Origin of the sequence: Oxynema aestuarii AP17, from assembly GCF_012295525.1 — a bacterium.
Taxonomy (GTDB): Bacteria; Cyanobacteriota; Cyanobacteriia; order Cyanobacteriales; family Laspinemataceae; genus Oxynema; species Oxynema aestuarii.
On sequence record NZ_CP051167.1, the window covers coordinates 507283 to 525651 of the forward strand.

Below are 18369 nucleotides of genomic sequence, written 5' to 3' on the forward strand. Positions count from 1 at the left end.
TTGCGTAAAAATACGGGTTTTAAAATTTAAGTTTTTCAAAAATCCGCAAATTCATCCCTAGTAAACTAAAAGAGATTTTAGTTAAAATTGAAAATAGAGAACCCAGCCAATCTCGATCGCGGGCGATCGCGGCGTCAATTTTCTGCGATCGAAATGAAGAGCGAAGAATAAAATATTTCAATTTCTCCGTATTTACCCCTAGAAAACTAAATTTTATTCTAAAAATAAATAACTCGATTTCTGCTCTTCAATCGTAGAGCTAAACTCGATAACTTTCCAGATGCAATTACTCCGAAGGTGTATCTACAGTTAAAATCCTTCTGGAGCGGCAAAAGATGAATAATCGAATTCAAGCTACCCTCGAACGTTGCCAAGCTACAACGGCCACAAAAATCGAGTTAGTTTTTATTGATTTAGGCATAGAAAATCCGAGAGAATTACTGGCAGGGGTACGACCGGGGAGCGTGGCGATCGCCCTCGATCGCGACCGGAATGGGATCGAACAGATCGCGGAAACGATCGAGCAGTACGGCGATCGTCCCGAAAAAATTGGCAAAATTCATATTTTCGCCCACGGTCGTCCCGGCGAGATCGAGCTGGGAAATAGGAAATTAAACCAAAAAAGTTTTAGCCGCGATCGCCATCATTTAGAGCGGTGGGTGAAAGGCTGGAGCGAAGACGGAGAACTGCACCTGTACGGTTGCCGAGTGGCGGGCGATCGCGGTCAAAATTTTCTCTATAAATTAGCAAAATTTTTAGGCGTAAACATTGCGGCGTCCGAGCATTTGATTGGCAAGGTGGGGGTGGAGACCCATTGGAATTTAGAGTTTGCCACGGGCAAAATAGAACGGAATTTCCCCCTAGAAAAAACAGCGATCGCAAATTATACGGGAGTATTGGCTATGCTCAATGTAACGAATACCAACGATAGCGGTGCGGGTTCGCTCAGAGCGGCGATCGCCCAAGCCTTACCGGGAGATACGATTGTTTTTGACAGCAATTTGAGCAATAGCACGATTCGCTTGAGCAGTGGTCAACTCGAAATTAATAAAAATCTGATTATCGATGGAGCCAACGCTCCGGGTTTGACAATTAGCGGCAATAATGCATCGCGAGTTTTTGACGTTAAAAACGACGTCAATTTTAATCCCGTCACCTTTACCTTGCGTAACGCGATCGTCGCCGACGGCAAAACCACTCAAAACGGAGAAGAAGGAGCCGGGGCGGGGATTAGAACGGACAATCGAACCACCTTAATTGTCGAAAATAGTCAATTTATTAATAACTTTGCCAACGGAGAAGGTGGCGGGGCCATTTTTGGCGGGTGGCGGAGCAAAAACACGATCGCCAATAGCCGATTTGAGGGGAATGGGTCGTCCGGAAATGGGACTTCCGGGAAAACCGAACGGGGTGGGGGGGCGATCGCCGTTAAAAGCGAAAGTCAAACCACGGTGACCGATAGCGAATTTACCAATAACCAAGGCACCCTCGGCGGCGCCATCAACACCCTCTTAGGGGGACTCACCGTCGAAACTTCCATTTTCCTCAACAACGACAGCCTCTCGAATGGCGGTATCGGTTACGGCGGCGCCATTTATACCGACGGGGCCAGCGACCTCAACGACCCGGATAGCGGCACGATCGCCATTCGTAACAGTCACTTTGAAGGGAATACGGGACAAGGACAGGGCGGCGCCTTATTTCTCTACGTCTACAATCCCGATCGCGTCGTCGTCGAAAACAGCACCATTGTCAATAACACCGTTTTGGAAGCGGCGAACGGCGACGCCTTGGGCGGCGGCGTGCGAATTGGCAACGGCGACGTGAGAATCACCAACACGACGATCGCCAACAACCGCGCCTACAGTCAAGGCGGGGGCTTGTGGTTGGGAGAATCGGCAACTTTATCGATGGTGAATAGCACGTTTTCGGGCAATCGCGCCGAATCGGCGGATGGAAATTCCGGACTCGGTGGGGCGATGATGCTCAACCATAAGGACGGTTTCAACGCGACGATCGACCATACGACGGTTGCGAATAACTACGCCGGATTCCAAGGCGGGGCGTTTTGGGGTAATGGGAACCGGACGACCCTGAGCAATTCGATTTTCGATCGCAATACGGCGGGTAATGGCGGGAACGATTGGAATAACAAGCAACAGACGGGAGTCGAGTTAATCGACGGGGGCAATAACTTACAATTTCCACCGAAAAATCCCGACGATGGGAACGATGTCAATATTACGGCGAACGTGACGATCGCCGATCCGAAACTCGGACCGTTACAAGATAATGGGGCGGGAATTCTCACTCATGCTTTATTAGACGGCAGTCCGGCCCTCAATGCGGGGGCCTCTTCGGTAACGACGGACCAACGAGGGGTAAGCCGCAATCAGCCCGATATCGGATCGTTCGAGCAATTCAGCCTCGATTTTGTCGAAACGGTCTCGACGGGAGAGGAACCCACCGAAGGTTCACTCGCGCAGGACGTGCAGGTGCAGTTGACTCAAGCCCTCGATTTCGATCTCAATATTCCCTACAGGGTGACTGGGGGGACGGCGACGGCGAATAGCGATTTTACCGAACCGTCGGGTCTGCTGACGATTCCGGCGGGGGCGACGACGGCGGCGATTTCGTTACCGATTCTCGCCGATGGTGAGGCGGAAGCGGCGGAAACGGTGCAACTGAGTTTGACGCCGCCGTCGGGTGGGGTGTATGGGTTGGGACCGAATCGGGTTCATACTCACACGATCGCGGCGAATTCGACAACGGCGCTGCCCGTTCCGGCGAATCCGAGTCGTTTGGTGGCGACGGCGCAATCGGCGACGGCGGTACAGTTAAGTTGGCAAGACAATAGCGATAGCGAAACGGGATTTAAGCTGGAGCGATCGCCGGATAATACGACCTGGGAGGCGATCGCCACCACGGAGGCGAATATCACCAGTTATCTCGATTCCGGACTGGCGGCAGATCGTCAATATTATTATCGCCTCAGCGCGATCGGCGATGGGAGTCGTTCGGATTTAATTACGGCGGAGGTGACCACACCCGTTGTCGAGAATCCGGTAGAGAATCCGACGGACCATCCGATCGCGCCGATGTTGACCGATTCTGATGTGGCGAGTGGGGACGGGTCGGATCCCCAGGGACTCGTCTGTCCCTGTGAGAGTTTGCCGAGTTCGAGTGAGTTGCGTCAGTCGGTCGAACCGCCGGGGAGCGATCGCGCGGTGGTCGCGAGTGCCAACGATGATTTTTACTGGGGAACGCCAGAAAATGAGGCGATTTCCGGTTTGGACGGTTTCGACTACCTCCTGGGAATGGAAGGCGGCGATCGCATTGAGGGAGATGGCGGTAACGATCTACTCCACGGCAATATCGGCAACGATTGGCTCGATGGCGGGGTCGGTGACGATACTTTGTTCGGTGGAAAGGACGACGATTTACTGTTCGGTGGTGGGGACAACGATGCTCTGTTCGGGGATTGGGGGAACGATACCTTGTTCGCCGACGACGGGGATGATTTTCTCAATGGCAATCGCCAGAATGACTGGCTGTATGGTGGTGGCGGGAATGACACGATTCACGGGGGCAAACAAAATGACACCCTCATGGGTGAGTGGGGCGACGATACGTTATTTGGGGATTTGGACGACGATCTCGTTTGTGGCAATGAGGGCCGTGACGTGCTGTTGGGCAATGTCGGCAAAGATGTTCTCTGTGGCGGTTTGGATGACGATACGGTTTACGGCGGGAAGGACGACGACGTGCTGTTTGGCGAAGCGGGTGACGACGTGCTGTCGGGGGATTTGGGCAACGATATCGTTGTCGGCGGGGCGGGTCGCGATCGCTTCGTCTTGCGCGAGGATGGCGGTCACGATGTCATTGTCGATTTTGAAGTCGGGGTCGATTTGCTGGCTTTGAGCGGGGGATTGACGCCGGATGCGGTGGAATTTGTCGCGGGGGATCGAGGGACGATCGTTCGTCTCGCAGGGGGCGATCGCCTGTTGGCGACGTTAGAAAATGTCAGTGCGGACGAACTCAGTACCGGAGATCTGACGTTGATTTAAGGGTCTGGCGGAGCCCCGGGCCGTCCGGGCAAATTTTTTCAGTCCGGGGGATAGGCAAGCATGGAGAAAGCTGCTACAATGGGTCAGGTTATTGCCAAGCCGATGTAGCTCAGAGGCCAGAGCATTCGATTCGTAATCGAATGGTCGCGGGTTCGACTCCCGCCATCGGCTTTGCGCCTGGAGAAATAAAGGACTTTGGGCGTTTGATTTTGGAAGGGTTTGACTCCTTCCAGATGTCCGACGAACTGCAACAGAAAGCTCCCCATTTTGGGGGGCTTTCAACTGTATGGGGAGATCTTGGCGAGGGCTGGAGACAGGTTAACATTGGGAGCGGCGATCGCCGGGTTGAGATGGAGGAATGAGTCAGAAGGATTCGCGGCGTCCGAGACTCAAGATCGGGCGATCGCGGTTGGAAAATTGGCTCGAAGTCGTGGCGATCGCCAGTTTAATCTTGGCGATCGTCTTTCCGATGACCGTCTGGAACGAGCTTCCGGAAGAGATTCCCGTCGATTTTTCCTTAAACGGACAACCGAGTTTATGGGGTTCTAAACTGTCGATTTGGCTGTATCCGGTCTGCGCGGCGATCGGCTATCTGGTGATGACGGTAGCCCGTTTCTATCCCCACACCTTTCACTATTCGGTTCGGATTACGCCAGAAAATGCACGCAGGCAGTATCAAAATGCCCTGTACTGGTTGAGTTGGACCAAAGTCAGCTTTATTTTGACCTTCGGATTTGTCGAGTGGCAAACGGTTCGGATCGCATTCGGGGAGCGCGATCGCCTCGACTGGAAAGGAATTGTGGTTTTATTGGCGATCTTTTTGGGGGTAAACTTCGTTTATCGAGATCGCCGCGATCGCGACGGCTAAATCTAGACCCAAGGGTGAGAAAAACGCACAACTTCCCGCAAAATACGGCAACGATCGCCTCAGTTGTGCCTCAATTTTTTACAGGTCTATCCATCAGAAATGATTATCCATTGGGGGGATTTATCCAAAGCATAAAATTAAAAATCTAAAATCTTCACGCTAAATTCTAAAATGTTAATCGTGCTACGGTAGCATACTGTTAGCGAGAAGGAGCGCGTCTGATGGCTACAAAAAATATTCGGATTGTGGGCTATTTACCGCCACCGTACCACGAGAAACTGCGCGAATACATGGACGAACACGACCTCAGCGAAAGTGCGGCGCTGGTAAAGATGGTCAAGCAGTTTTTTGACGGTCCGGTGGCGTCCCCTCACGCGGAGGAACTCTCGGAAGTGCAAACGGCGATCGCGGCGTTGCAAAACCAAGTCGAACATTTACAGCAGCGCGTCAGCCTTTTGGAAGCGGAAAGTCAGCCTTCGCGCCGTCAAAGCCGACTGGTAGGCAAAAGCCCGAATCGGTCGGGTCATTCCGGGAATTTAACCCGTCAGGGATCCGCCGATCTCGCCCGCCGTCTCGGGGTAACGTCCAAAACCATTTTAGAGGCGGTAGAACAAGGGGAGGACTATTTTCACAAGTGGTCGCAACAGCGAGATCCGGCGGGTCGGGCTTGGCAAAAACGGGGGAGTTGGTTTTATTCCGTGGGGGAATAGGGGGAAATTTTTGAGGTGTCAGCCCTTCATCCTACCCCATAAAGCTAACCCACCGCCGCGTCCTCGGGCGGCGATCGCGGTGTCGGTGACGAGAAAATAAGCAAAAAACGCTTGTTTGGCGATGCGATCGCGGTAAAATCCGGCTTCGCCGCTTTGTCCGCCGCGAATGTCGCCACCGTAGAGCTTGGCGCCAAAAACTTTGACCTGCATTTGGGTAAAATCAAAAGCGACGATATTTTTAGGCGGTATAAATTTCGTCGGACCGCTCAACGTCACTCGCAGCATTCCTAAATTGACCTGATTGCGAACTCGTCCGATCGCCTCGCACCCATCGAGATCCGGGGATTGGGCGAGGGAGAGGTAACTCAGTTCGATCTCGACCCAAGGGGGAAGGTAAAGCCCGGAACCAATTAAATTTCCGGCCTGTTGGCGGGTTTTTTGGGTTCCGGTGACGAAACATAAACGCCAGGTTCCCAAAAATTCCTCGAAATAATGGCGATGTTTGGAAGTTTTGGCGAGGCGTTCGGCCTTTAAAAGAGCTTCGACCACCGTTTCCGGTTTCGGTTTGTCGGGAGAGTGGGCGAGGACGCTGTTGACGGCGCGATCGAGTAGGAGTATAGAATCGTCTTGCATCTTCTAGTTAATTTTTGATTCAGCTTAGTTCTTGACGGGAGAGAAAGAGAGGAACGCGGGAGGGGCGATCGCCTTCATTTAACTTATCAGTTAACGAATAGGTGGATCGAACCGCTATCTTATGCGGATGTCGTTTCGCTAAATTAGAACTAATGGGTCAGTAGGGGTTGGCTTGAGGTTTTCTCTAACCGAGTTAATCCTTTTTAAAACAACTACACGACTGACGAGTTGCGCGATCGCATACTCGACGATCGCAAGACCATCATTCAATTCTCACCCTCACAATCAGAGGCTCGTTATGGAAAATTTGGCTTATTTAGAAGTGCTGGCCGACCGCGATCCGCAAGTCGATCCCCCGGTCGCCATTGCCACTCACTTTAACTGGAAAAAGCTCTCGGCGGCTGCCAGTTTTACCCTACTCGGATTGACTCCGAGCTTATTGTTAGTCGTTCACACTCAAGCCAGTTTGGCGGCGTTGCGTTTCGGCGATCGCGGTCCGCAAGTCACCGAACTGCAAGCACAACTGATGGATGCCGGAATTTACAACGGTCCGGTCAACGGTTATTTTGGGCCGCAAACGGAAGCGGCGGTCAAGCGTTTTCAAGAACGACACCAGACGATCGCCGATGGGGTGGTCGGTTCGGCGACCGAATCGCTCTTACAATCTCCTCACACTCAATATATTGACTTCGGTAAGGGCGATCGCGGCGAAAAGGTCGTGCGCTGGCAGCAAAGTTTATCGATTCTCGGTTACTATTTCGGCCCGATTTCGGGCATTTACGACGAAGGAACCACCGTCGCCGTCCGCGATTTTCAGCGCGATTACGGCTTGCCGATCGACGGGAGGGCCAATACCAACACTCAAATCGCCGTAGAGGAGGCGATCGTCTTTACTCCCGGCGCCGATCCGGTGGATGTCACGCCGAGTCGCCGTCTGGACGATACCCGCGAAACCCCTAACCCATCGATCGAACTGTTAGCCAGAGGGGAACTGTTGGCGAGAGGCGATCGCGGTCCGCAAGTCGAGCAGTTGCAAGATCGATTGCTGGCCCTGGGGTACTTCCACGGTCCGCGTACGGGATATTTCGGTCCGCTTACGGAAACCGCCGTCCGCAGCTTTCAAGCGGACTATCATCTCGCCGTCGATGGCAAGGTCGGCAGCACGACTGCGACTATTTTATCTCAAACTGACCTCGGCGACCCTTCTGTGCCCGGCGATCGCGCCCAACTGGCGCGCGGCGATCGCGGTTCCGAGGTGGAAGCACTACAGCGTCAGTTAATGAGTGCGGGCTATTTTCACGGTCCGGTTACCGGATATTTCGGCCCGCTTACCGAGGAAGCGGTCGAGCAGTTGCAGCGCGATCGTCAGCTCTATGCCGATGGGGTTGCCGGCCCGAATACCCAAAATATTTTAGTTAGCTTGTTGCGATCGGTCGAGTGAGCCATCCCCAACTTTCTAGGGCGGTCGTTGGGGCCGCTTTTTTTATTGTCGTAATTGGTGCAGAACTTGACGCTGAATTTCGATAAATTTCGGGGTCAATTTGGTTTCTAAATCCCGATCGCGATCGAGATCGACTCGGATTTCCGCTTTAATTCTACCGGGATGCGCGCTCATGATATAGATACGTTGGGACAGGAAAATCGCTTCTTCCACATCGTGGGTAATCGTTAAAATTGTGGTGTGAGTTTGCTCCCACAAATTTAACAGAAAAAGCTGCATTTGTTCCCGGGTTTGCGCGTCTAAGGCTCCAAAGGGTTCGTCCATTAATAACACTTCCGGTTCGTTGGCTAAGGCGCGGGCGATCGCCACCCGTTGTTTCATCCCTCCCGAGAGTTGTTTGGGATAAGCATTGGCGAATTGACTCAAGCCGACGACTTCTAAATAATAAGCTATTTTCTCTTTTTGCCGCGATCGCGAGACTCCTTTGAGTTTCAATCCAAATGCAATATTATCCGCTACACTCAACCAGGGAAATAAAGAATAGTTCTGAAAAATCATGCCGCGATCGCTCCCCGGTCCGCGCACGATGTGACCGTCAACGAGGACTTCTCCCGTACTCGGAGGTGTCAATCCGGCAATGATGTTGAGTAAGGTGGATTTTCCACATCCGGACGCGCCGACGATCGAAACAAATTCATTGGCTTCTAAGTGCAAGTCGATCGCCGCTAAAACGTGAAAGCGATCGAAGTATTTGTCAACCCCACGTACTTGCAATTTCGCTTCGCCGAATTCGGTCATTCTTTCCAGAGAGTTTTGAGATGGCTTTTGAGATGGCTCAGTTAGTTTAGCTCGCTGTTGCGACAGAAATTATGCGACAGAAATTATGCGACAAAAATATGCGACAAAGATTATAAAAAAAATGACGATCTTTTTTTTATAAAGAAATGTAAGGCAGGCGATCGCGGGGGCGCGTTCTATGATACATTTATATCATAATGGAAATCTGACGAAAATTTTTATTTTTACACAGATTCCCATTATGATATAAATCATACCAAACTTCAGCCGCCAGCGCAATCCCTATTCGAGCAAATTTCGCGCAAAAATCGATAAATTTTTGTAAAAAAATATTGCAAAAGTAGCCAAAAAATACAGCGATCGCCGGGATGTTAGAATCCAGGATCGAGTAACTCCTGCCAGTATACCTCAGCAGCCCATGCCGCGATCGCGCCCATCCTATTTAAAACCGTCTGTGTTTTGGAGTATTCGTCAAGGATTCCCCAAAAAACTAAAACTCGCCCTTTCAACAATTGCCCTCGTCATCCCCCTAATCTTGTGGACGATCGTCAGTTATAGCGGTTGGGTAACGCCGATGATTTTACCCACGCCAACCGCCGTTATCGAAGCGGCGATCGTCATGTTTTTTCAAGAAAACTTATGGGTAGATATTGCCGTCAGTTTCACCAGAGTTGCCCTAGGGTTTCTAGCGGCGGCGGCGATCGGCATTCCGATCGGCATAGCCATGGGAACCTTTTACAGTATGGAAAGTCTGTTCGGTCCGATTGTCGGAACCGTTCGTTATATGCCCGTTGCCGCCTTTATTCCCTTATTAATCGTCTGGTTTGGCTTGGGAGAACTATCAAAAGTCGCGATTATTTTTCTCGGAATTATCTTCTATAACGCGATCATGATCGCCGACGCCGTTAAATTTATCCCCAACGAACTTTTAAACGCCGCTTATACCCTCGGGGCCGATCGCAAAGCGATTCTCTGGCGCGTCATTTTACCCGCCTCGGTTCCCAGTATTCTCGACACCTTGCGGGTCAATATTGCTGGGGCGTGGAATTTCCTCGTCATCTCCGAACTGATTGCCGCCGATCGCGGTTTGGGCTTTAGAATTGTTAGAGCACAACGGTACGTACAAACGGATAAAGTTTTAGTCAGTATTGTCGTGATTGGGGCGATCGGATTGTTACTCGATTATGGCTTTAAAATCGTTTCGCGCAAACTCACCCCCTGGGCCGAACATTCCACCCATTAATACCATCGTCAAAGCAATTCAGAGGTGAAAGAAATGATTCAATATTAACTTATCCCGCCGCTTCACTTTGCAATGCTTTGACAAATTGTGGTTCGATGAATGGTTCTAAGTCGGGAATCTTATCGATTTGACCTTGAGATTGGAGAAACTTCGCCAAAGATTGCATCGACTTTAATAAATAAACGGGACTATTCGGATCGGCCAACATTTCTACATTTGCAGCTAAATCGGGCAGTTTGACCCCTTGTAGATCGCTTTTCAAGCTTTCGGGAGTGACGCCCAAACGTTGGGAGGCGATCGCCAATCCTTCATCGGGATTTGTTTTCAAAAACTCCAATCCTCGTAAAACTCCAGAGACAAAAGCCCGTACGGCTTGGGGATTTTCTTCAACAAAATCCGCATCAAAAACATATAAATCAGTAATAGCCGTGGGCATTTTTGAGGAATCGTAAATAATGCGTCCGTCTTTTTGAACTTCGTTCGCTTGTTTTAAAAACGGGGCATAAGTCACTGCAATATCAATATTGCCCGATTGATAAGCCGCCGCCGCCGCATCGGGTCCGGCATTGACGAGGGTAAAATCTCCCGAACCCAAGCCGACGGTATCGAGGACTTGCAATAAAAAAAAGTGGCTGACGCTGGCTTCTTCTACAGCAATTCGTTGTCCTTTAAAGTCGGAAATGGTTTTGATTTTATTCCTCGCTAAAATACCGTCGCCGCCGACGGAATTATCTTGAACTAAGACGATGCGAAATCGTTTTCCTCGGGCCGCGAGGCTGACCGCTTCGGAGACGACGGGAGAAACGGCATTGAGTTGACCGGAAATAAAGGCGGTGTTGCCGTCGGTATTGGTTCCGAAAACTTTAATGTCTAAATTTAAGTTTAAGTCTTGAAAAAAACCTTTTTCTTGGGCGATGTAAAGGGGAGTAGAACCGACCCAAGTAAACAAACCAATGGAGGCGGTATTGGCGGACGATCGCCGATCGCCGGGAGTGCAGGCGTGGAGAACGAGTCCTCCGGTGATTCCGGCAACGAGTTGTAAGGTTTGGCGACGAGTCCACAGTCGGTTCATAACAGGTTCGGGATGAGAATTTGGGTTTAGTTTAGCTTAGAAAATGAATAAATTTTTGGGAATCGGGAATTGTTTTTAAGGAGGAATGAATGAGTTGAAGAAGGTAGATCGGTGGAAGGGATGTTGTTGATGGCGATCGCCCCTTTTCGGAGAGGAGTTAAGATCGCGATCGCCCCTGGGGAGTGTAACCGCTTAGATATTCGGAAATTTGACGGTGGACGAATAAATAACCGCCACCGACTTTATACATCAGTCCGATAGTGACGAGGCGATCGAGAAAATCGGCATATTTCCAAGGCATGTGACCGCTAAAGGTGAGGATGAGACGCAAACATAAATGTTGAATGCAGGAATTTCCGGCGGCAAAAATGCCCAACAGAAAGCCCGCGATCGCCCCTCGGAGGGGAGAAAAGGCAAAACCGACGGCGACGGGAATCGCGAGTATGCCACCCACGCATCCGACGATCGCCGCTTGTTTCGCCCGTTTCCAGATGCCTCGATTGGGGTAACTGTGAGGATCGATCGCGCGATCGATCGGGTTGATGCGGGTTAACATTTTGCGGACGAGTTTGGGGGTGAGGCGGCGAAAAATCAGTTTGCTGACCAGGCGATAGGGATAGCGCAAGATTTTGCGACGCAACCCATTCCACAGGAGGCGGGCGATCGGTCGGCGGAGGGAATGACCGAGAATTCCAGCTAAGGGTTGGAGGGTTCGGAAGGTCAGCGTACTGAGGGATCCGCCGATTCCGCGCAACCATCCGGCGGCGATCGGAGTGCGGATAAATTGGAAGATCCGGGCGATCGCCACTCCCGCCGGACCGCGCAAACTGCCGATCGCCAAGCCACTGAGGACGCCACTACCCATGCCGATCGTCGGTCCGGTGAGGATACCCCGTGCGATCCAAACGAGGAGGATATACAGGTAATATTGCCAGCGATGGGGCAGCCAATCCGAGTGTAATTGTTCGAGATAAAACAAGCTGCGGGCGCGATCGCCGGGTCGTCGGGCCAGCCACAACAGCCAGCGTCGCACCCGATCGCGGCGGTAGGGCAGGCGATCGCAGGCGCGATCGATCGCCGTCTGGATGTAGTTGTCGATCGTGCGATCGCCGAGGTCGTCGCCGTGACTGGCGATCGCCTTGAGGGTCAACACGGTGACGGCGCGATCGCCACCCACCGGGAGTTTGCCCTCGGGGTGACCGTTGAAATAGTGCTGGATTTGCACCGCCGTGGGCGATCGCACGCCGATCGCGCAATCGAACTGCACCCGAGTCGCCACTTCGTGAGCTTCCTCGGTCCGACTCGTGCCGACGATTGTGAGGTCGGGATACTGTTCGATAAAGCGATTGAGGGCTTCGGAACAGGGCTGCTGTTTCTCGATCCCGAGGGCGTCCAATCCTTCCAGACAGAGGATGAAGGGAAGACGATCGCCGTCGTCGTCGAACCATTCCCGAGCGATGGCAGGGGAGATTTGATACAAAGTATGAAGTTGGGCGATCGTCCACTGGGCGATCGGGCAGTCTTCCCCGGGCCAAGAGGCGAGGTCAAAAATCAGGGGAATGGGAGCATTTGGGTTATTTTCGGCGAGTTCGAGGCGATCGCGAACCCATTGTAAGAGTAAGATCGTTTTACCCGCCCCCGCCGAACCGAGAATCAGCAGAGTTTCCCCGGCTTTGACGTCGAGCAAGTGGTGGCGATCTCCCGTGGGTTGGGGAATTGTGAGATTTCCGGCAACGGAGCGCACTTCGAGATCTAAATGTAATTCTTCCCGACCGTGCAACGCCGGAATTAACACCCCTTCCAGCCAAAATCGGCGTACTTTTCGCAGTAACCCACGACGGATTTCAGCAGAGACGGAGTGACCCCGGTTGCCGGATCTACGATCTGTTCTTGTTTTGCAACGGTTTGGCTGCCAATTCATAGTTAACGAGCGTTTCTTTCGCCACGGCTTCCCAGCGAAGCTGATTCGCTGTCGATCGCCCTTTGTTATTCTCCCGCTTATTGCTCTTCAAAATAACCCCCTATGGATATATAGGGGCGATCGCGGCGATCGGTTCGTCGGGGGATTTTTGCAACGAAAATAGAGGGATTCTCGCTCGGATCTCGTTCCCGGGTCTCGATGGCTTCCCGGAAGGGTTGAAGCGTCAACCCGATCGCCTTAAGTCATGCGATCGCCTCTCAAAAATGGAGGAGATTCTTTTAAAATTCAGGAAGATTAATGGCACATACACTTACTTTTCGATCTTGACAAATTTGCCATTTTATGGATAAGAAAGCGCGCGCTCGACGACGGGCGTATAATTTCTGCTCTAGTCGGGGATAGACCCCAGGTAGAAGGCGGCGGGATCGCTTTACAGAACCGAAGGATCTTGGTTGACTGATTTGCGGGAGCGTCGCCGTATAAATATTACTGATGGCGAGGGAATGTCGTTATTGACGCAGCTCTTCGGCAATGATTACAATAAGCTGTGAATTGAACTGCGAAATCCTGCCCGATGGTCTGTCATCACGAAACAATAAGAGCAATCCTCATCTAAGTGTTGATTTTTAATACAGCTCGAGCCACAGACGGCCTGCGCTCTAAACGATTAAAACTTCACCAAAAATAAAACGCTCTAGATCGAGGGTTGAGTGCTTGAGGTTTTGTAGATTGACAATCCCCATCTAGAAAATAGCTATTTACTCAAAAAAACGGCTGTTTGTCTGGTTTTCTCTCCCCTTATCGTTGAATAGAACCGACATAGAGCGTCTTCAAACCGGGTAGCCTCTTCGTCCTCTCGCCGGGTTGGATTTCAAGAGATAGGAACGCGAATCGATCCCTCTCGAATAGAAAGGGAATGATTTTCATGAGTAGTGCTGGTTGTCAACCCCTTTTTCAAATCCACGAACCCTATTTTTTGTTGACGCTTTTTTCGAGTTCAACTTGCATTTTTACCTGATTTTTTGGCGATCGCAATGCTAAAGTTAACGGGTTATCAACCAACCCATCCCATTTACGTTGGCAGTCGTACCCTCGTGTACCGTTCGACGCGCATTGATGACGGTCGAGCAGTCATTGTTAAAGTGCTGAGGAAATCGCATCCGACCTTTAACGAATTAGTTCACTTTCGCAATCAATATCTGATTACGCGACATCTCGACCACCCGAATATCGTCCGTCCGTTAGCCTTAGAACGCTACAACAATGGCTATGCATTAGTTATGCCCGATGAAGGAGCGATCGCCCTCGGGGATTACTGGCAGCAGGGCGATCGTTCCTTAGCCGAATTCTTCGATGTTGCCCTCCAGTTAACCGAAGCGCTTCACTACCTCAACCAACAACATATTATCCATAAAGATCTCAAGCCCAATAACATTCTGATTCATCCCGAAACCCGGCAAGTCAAACTGATCGACTTCAGTATTTCGACCTTGCTAAAAAAAGAACAGCAGCAACTGAGCAATCCCAATGTTTTAGAAGGAACCCTCGCTTACCTTTCCCCCGAACAAACCGGGCGCATGAACCGGGGAGTAGACTACCGCACCGACTTCTATTCCCTCGGAGTAACCTTTTTTGAACTGCTGACTGGAGAATTACCGTTTGTCAGCGAGGATCCGATGGAAGTGGTCCATTGCCACATTGCAAAATCGCTCAACTTTCCCGACGATCGCCCCTCCAAGCCGATCCCAAAAATGCTGCAAGCGATCGTGGGCAAATTAATGGCAAAAAATGCCGAAGATCGCTATCAAAGTGGGTTGGGATTGAAATACGATCTGGAAAAATGCCAGCAAGAATTTAATCGCACGGGACAGATTTTTCCGTTCGCTCTCGCCGAATGCGATCGCAGCGATCGCTTCTTAATTCCCGAAAAACTTTACGGACGCGAACGGGAAGTGCAAACCCTGCTCGATGCCTTCGATCGCGTCGCCGACGGCACCACAGAAATCACCTTAGTCGCTGGATTTTCCGGCATTGGCAAAACCGCCGTCATCAATGAAATTCACAAACCGATCGTCAAACAACGGGGCTATTTCATCAAAGGGAAATTCGACCAATTCAACCGCAACATTCCCTTCAGTGGGTTCGTGCAAGCCTTCCGCGACTTAATGGGACAACTCCTGGGCGAATCCGACAGTCAATTAGCCATTTGGAAAACCAAAATTCTCGACGCCTTGGGAGAAAACGCCCAAGTGATTATCGATGTCGTTCCCGAACTCGAAATCATCATCGGCCCGCAGCCGTCGGTGTTGGAACTGTCCGCCAGTGCGGCGCAAAATCGCTTTAACGTACTGTTAGGAAACTTCGTGCGCGTTTTTGCCACCCGAGAGCATCCCCTGGTGTTGTTCCTCGATGACTTGCAGTGGGCCGATTCGGCATCCTTAACCCTACTCGATCGCTTAGTCAACGAATCCGAGAGCGGTTATTTGCTCGTTTTAGGGGCCTATCGCGATAACGAAGTCTTTCCCACCCATCCCTTGATGATGGCATTGGATGAAATTCGGCAAGCGGGGGCGACCCTTCATACGTTAACTTTGCTGTCGTTAACTGAAGTCGATTTGGCGCGTTTGGTTGCCGATACCTTGCTGTGTTCGCGCGAAATTGCCGCACCGTTGTCGGCGTTAATTTATCAAAACACCCAAGGCAATCCCTTTTTTGCCACCCAATTTCTCAAACGCTTGTACGAGGAAGGGGCGATCGCCTTCGAGCCCGATCTCGGTTACTGGCAGTGCGATTGGGTGCGATCGCGCGAGTTGGCGGTGACGGACGACGTGGTAGCGTTTATGGTGGAGCGCTTGCAAAAGCTGCCGCCGCCGACCCAAGAGGTGTTGAAACTGGCGGCGTGTATCGGGAATAGCTTCGATCTCACGAGCTTGGCGGTGGTGTGCGAACGCCCGGCGGAAGCGGTGGCAGTAGACTTGTGGACGGGGTTGCAAGAAGAATTCGTCTTGCCGAAAAACGAGATTTACAAATTTTTCCAGGGAGAGCCTCAAGAGGGGGAAGGGGTCGATGCGGTGACGCCGACCTATCGTTTTCTACACGATCGCGTGCAGCAAGCGGCATATTCGCTGATTCCCGAGGAGGAAAAAGCGCTCACCCATCTCAAAATCGGCCAGTTACTGCTCGGTTGCATTCCCGAAAACGAGCGGGAAGAAAACATTTTTGCGATTGTCGGTCAGCTTAACGTGGCGCGGCAATTGATTGAGGAGGAGAACGAACGGGAGAAGCTGGCGCAGTTGAATTTAACGGCGAGTCGCAAGGCGATCGCCTCTACGGCTTACGCGGCGGCTCTGGAGTACGCTCAAATCGGCATCGAACTGCTCCCAAGTCGCCCGTGGGAGGAGCAATATGAGTTGACCTTGGCGCTGCACGAACTCGCCACGGAAGCGAGCTATCTGAGTGGAGATTGGGAACGGATCGATCGCTTCGCCCGGGAAATCTCGAAGCATACTCACACGGTGTTAGAGCGGCTAAAATTATACGAGATCGAGTTAGAATCGCTCACGGCGCGGGGTCAATTGGCGGAGGCGATCGCCTCGGGATTGGCGATTTTGGCGCAAGTGGGGGTAGAATTGCCGGAAAATCCGGACGATCGCGCCGTCGGAGCCGCGTTCGAGTCCGTTTCCCGGGCGATCGGCGATCGCTCTCCGGCACAACTGCTCGACCTGCCAGAGGCCAGGGATCCCAACATTCAAGCGGCGGCGCGGATTTGGACGGCCCTCGTGCCACCGACTTACTTATCCCGACCTCGGCTTTACATCGTCGGTGCGTTAAAACAGGTGGAATTGGCGATCGCCTCCGGTCACTTGCCCGAATCTCCCTTTACCTATGCCTGTTATGGGATGTTACTGTGCGGTCTCGTCGGCGATCGGGAATTGGGTTTCCAGTTCGGTCAAGTAGCCCTCGACTTGCTGGCGCGTCAACCGCACGCCTTATTAAAAGGGAAAACTTTACAACTGGTTTATACTTTTACCCGCCACTGGAAAAGACCTCTACGGGAATCCCTCCCCGCCCTCAAAACGGCTTACGTGAGTTGTGTGGAAGTCGGCGATCTCGGATTTGCGGGCTACCCGGCGAATACCTACGCCTATTATGCCTACTATGCTGCCGAACCTTTGGCGTCTTTAGCGACGGAAATCGCCGGATACGTCCAAGCTTTAGAACAATTTCAACAACACAACACCCTGCTTTACTGCCAGATCGTGCGCCAAGCGGTTTTGAATTGGATGGGAGAAAGCGACTGTTTCACGGCGTTAATTGGCAGTGCTTACGATGAAAGAGAACAACTTGCTTTTCACGAAAGCACGGGAGATCGCTCGGGATTGGCGTTAATTTGGATCCAGAAATTAATCTTATCCTATGGCTTCGGCGAGTTCGAACAAGGGCGAGCATACAGTCAAAAAGCACGCGAGTATTTAGATGCGCTGATTGGGTTCATTCCAGAAGTGTTGAATGTTAAGAGAAATTTGACAAAAAAAGTCCCTAATCAAGTAAAATAGGGGCAATATTTCGATAAATACTTAACAATGATTGTATCAAACTTTCCTGAAATTCTCCAAAAACATCTAAGTCATCTGCCCCAAGACGATTATCCAGTACTAGACACTTTCAAGTTTGTCTCAATTTGGCTAAATTTCATTTTAGACCAGAGTCAAACAACGATGAGAAGTTTGTTTAAAAGACTAAATATTCGCGGAGAATCCGTAGATATATCAACCTTCTCAAAAGCCAGTAAAACTCGTAGTCCAGAAGTTTTTCATCGATTGTGGGATGAATTGAAAAAAGAAGTAGCCAAAAAATCCCAAAATTCAGATAAAGAGTTGATGATATTTCCTTTAGATTCAACCATTATCACTTTGACGAGTAAACTCTTATGGCATCAAGGATATCACCAATTGAAACTGTTTAGTGGCATTAACTTAGTGACAGGAAACCCAGGAGGAATATCAATTCATTTGGGTCAAGGACACGATAGCAAATATGGAAATGAAACGATAGAAGCCACGCCGGAAAACGGAGTCGCCGTAATGGATAGAGGTTTTTGCAGCTTAGAAAGAATTGCCCAACTTCAAGCTCAAAAAAATCGCTACTTCGTCTTGAGAATCCGAAAAAACATTAAATTAGAAATGTTAGAGAATGGGGAATATTTAATGGGGACAGGAACAGCACAAGTACAAGGAAGAGTAGTAATGTTTTGCGACCGGGAAGAAAAAACTGAATTTCGCTTAGTGACGAATTTGCCAGAGACAGGAGAAGGAGGAATAAGTAACGAAGAAATTGGTGAATTTTATCGACTACGCTGGCAAATTGAATTGCTGTGGAAGTTCTTGAAAATGCACTTAAAGTTGGATAAATTTATCACGAAAAATGTGAATGGAATGGAAATCCAGATTTATTGCTGTTTAATCGGATATCTAATTTTAAAATTAGTAAAAATTAACCAAGAATGGGGTTCATCATTATTAGATAAGTTGCGATATTTACAGGCTTTTATGTGTGAAAAGATTAGTTATGTCCACTGGTTTAGAGAGCTAGTTTTCCATCACTGAAATCAGCTTT

General features: G+C 50.6%; 11 protein-coding genes and 1 tRNA gene. 8 read left to right on the forward strand and 4 right to left on the reverse strand.

Annotated elements, in window-relative coordinates:
• Window positions 1-335 precede the first annotated feature (335 nt).
• The 4 genes from HCG48_RS02160 to HCG48_RS02175 all read left to right on the forward strand — a co-directional run bounded on the left by HCG48_RS02160 (window position 336) and on the right by HCG48_RS02175 (window position 5645).
• Window positions 336-4067: a DUF4347 domain-containing protein gene (locus tag HCG48_RS02160; protein WP_168567690.1), complete on the forward strand. Its 3732-nt coding sequence runs from the start codon at window positions 336-338 to the stop codon at window positions 4065-4067.
• A gap of 98 nt (window positions 4068-4165) precedes the next feature.
• Window positions 4166-4238, forward strand: a tRNA-Thr gene (locus HCG48_RS02165).
• A 187-nt stretch (window positions 4239-4425) separates the two neighbouring features.
• Window positions 4426-4935 (forward strand): DUF1648 domain-containing protein, encoded by a 510-nt coding sequence (locus tag HCG48_RS02170; RefSeq protein WP_168567691.1) that lies wholly within the window; start codon window positions 4426-4428, stop codon window positions 4933-4935.
• A gap of 221 nt (window positions 4936-5156) precedes the next feature.
• Window positions 5157-5645: a hypothetical protein gene (locus HCG48_RS02175; RefSeq protein WP_168567692.1), complete on the forward strand. Its 489-nt coding sequence runs from the start codon at window positions 5157-5159 to the stop codon at window positions 5643-5645.
• A gap of 18 nt (window positions 5646-5663) precedes the next feature.
• Here the strand turns inward: HCG48_RS02175 and HCG48_RS02180 are convergent, their stop codons facing one another.
• Window positions 5664-6278 carry a hypothetical protein gene (locus tag HCG48_RS02180; protein ID WP_168567693.1) on the reverse strand — a complete coding sequence of 205 codons (615 nt, stop codon included), beginning with the start codon at window positions 6276-6278 and terminating at the stop codon, window positions 5664-5666.
• A gap of 298 nt (window positions 6279-6576) precedes the next feature.
• On the opposite strand from HCG48_RS02180, the gene HCG48_RS02185 reads away from it, so the two are divergent.
• Entirely contained in the window at window positions 6577-7719 is a 1143-nt protein-coding gene (locus tag HCG48_RS02185) for a peptidoglycan-binding domain-containing protein (RefSeq protein ID WP_168567694.1), read from the forward strand.
• A 42-nt stretch (window positions 7720-7761) separates the two neighbouring features.
• On the opposite strand, the gene HCG48_RS02190 is transcribed toward HCG48_RS02185, so the two are convergent.
• Complete coding sequence (locus tag HCG48_RS02190; protein WP_168567695.1) at window positions 7762-8517, reverse strand: ABC transporter ATP-binding protein; 756 nt, start codon at window positions 8515-8517, stop codon at window positions 7762-7764.
• Window positions 8518-8971: 454 nt separating this feature from the next.
• Here HCG48_RS02190 and HCG48_RS02195 point away from each other — a divergent pair, with 454 nt between their 5' ends.
• Window positions 8972-9760, forward strand: coding sequence for an ABC transporter permease (locus HCG48_RS02195; RefSeq protein WP_246259850.1), 789 nt, complete (start codon window positions 8972-8974; stop codon window positions 9758-9760).
• Window positions 9761-9809: 49 nt separating this feature from the next.
• Here the strand turns inward: HCG48_RS02195 and HCG48_RS02200 are convergent, their stop codons facing one another.
• Complete coding sequence (locus HCG48_RS02200) at window positions 9810-10832, reverse strand: ABC transporter substrate-binding protein (protein WP_168567697.1); 1023 nt, start codon at window positions 10830-10832, stop codon at window positions 9810-9812.
• Window positions 10833-10989: 157 nt separating this feature from the next.
• The gene (locus HCG48_RS02205; protein ID WP_168567698.1) at window positions 10990-12753 is read right to left on the reverse strand and encodes an NACHT domain-containing protein; all 1764 of its coding nucleotides are present in this window, start codon (window positions 12751-12753) and stop codon (window positions 10990-10992) included.
• 1034 nt (window positions 12754-13787) lie between these two features.
• On the opposite strand from HCG48_RS02205, the gene HCG48_RS02210 reads away from it, so the two are divergent.
• Together HCG48_RS02210 and HCG48_RS02215 are read left to right on the forward strand one after the other, a co-directional pair.
• Window positions 13788-17309: an ATP-binding protein gene (locus HCG48_RS02210; protein ID WP_168567699.1), complete on the forward strand. Its 3522-nt coding sequence runs from the start codon at window positions 13788-13790 to the stop codon at window positions 17307-17309.
• 30 nt (window positions 17310-17339) lie between these two features.
• A complete protein-coding gene (locus HCG48_RS02215; protein WP_168571696.1) occupies window positions 17340-18359 on the forward strand; it encodes an IS4 family transposase in 1020 nt (339 codons plus the stop codon).
• Window positions 18360-18369 lie beyond the last annotated feature (10 nt).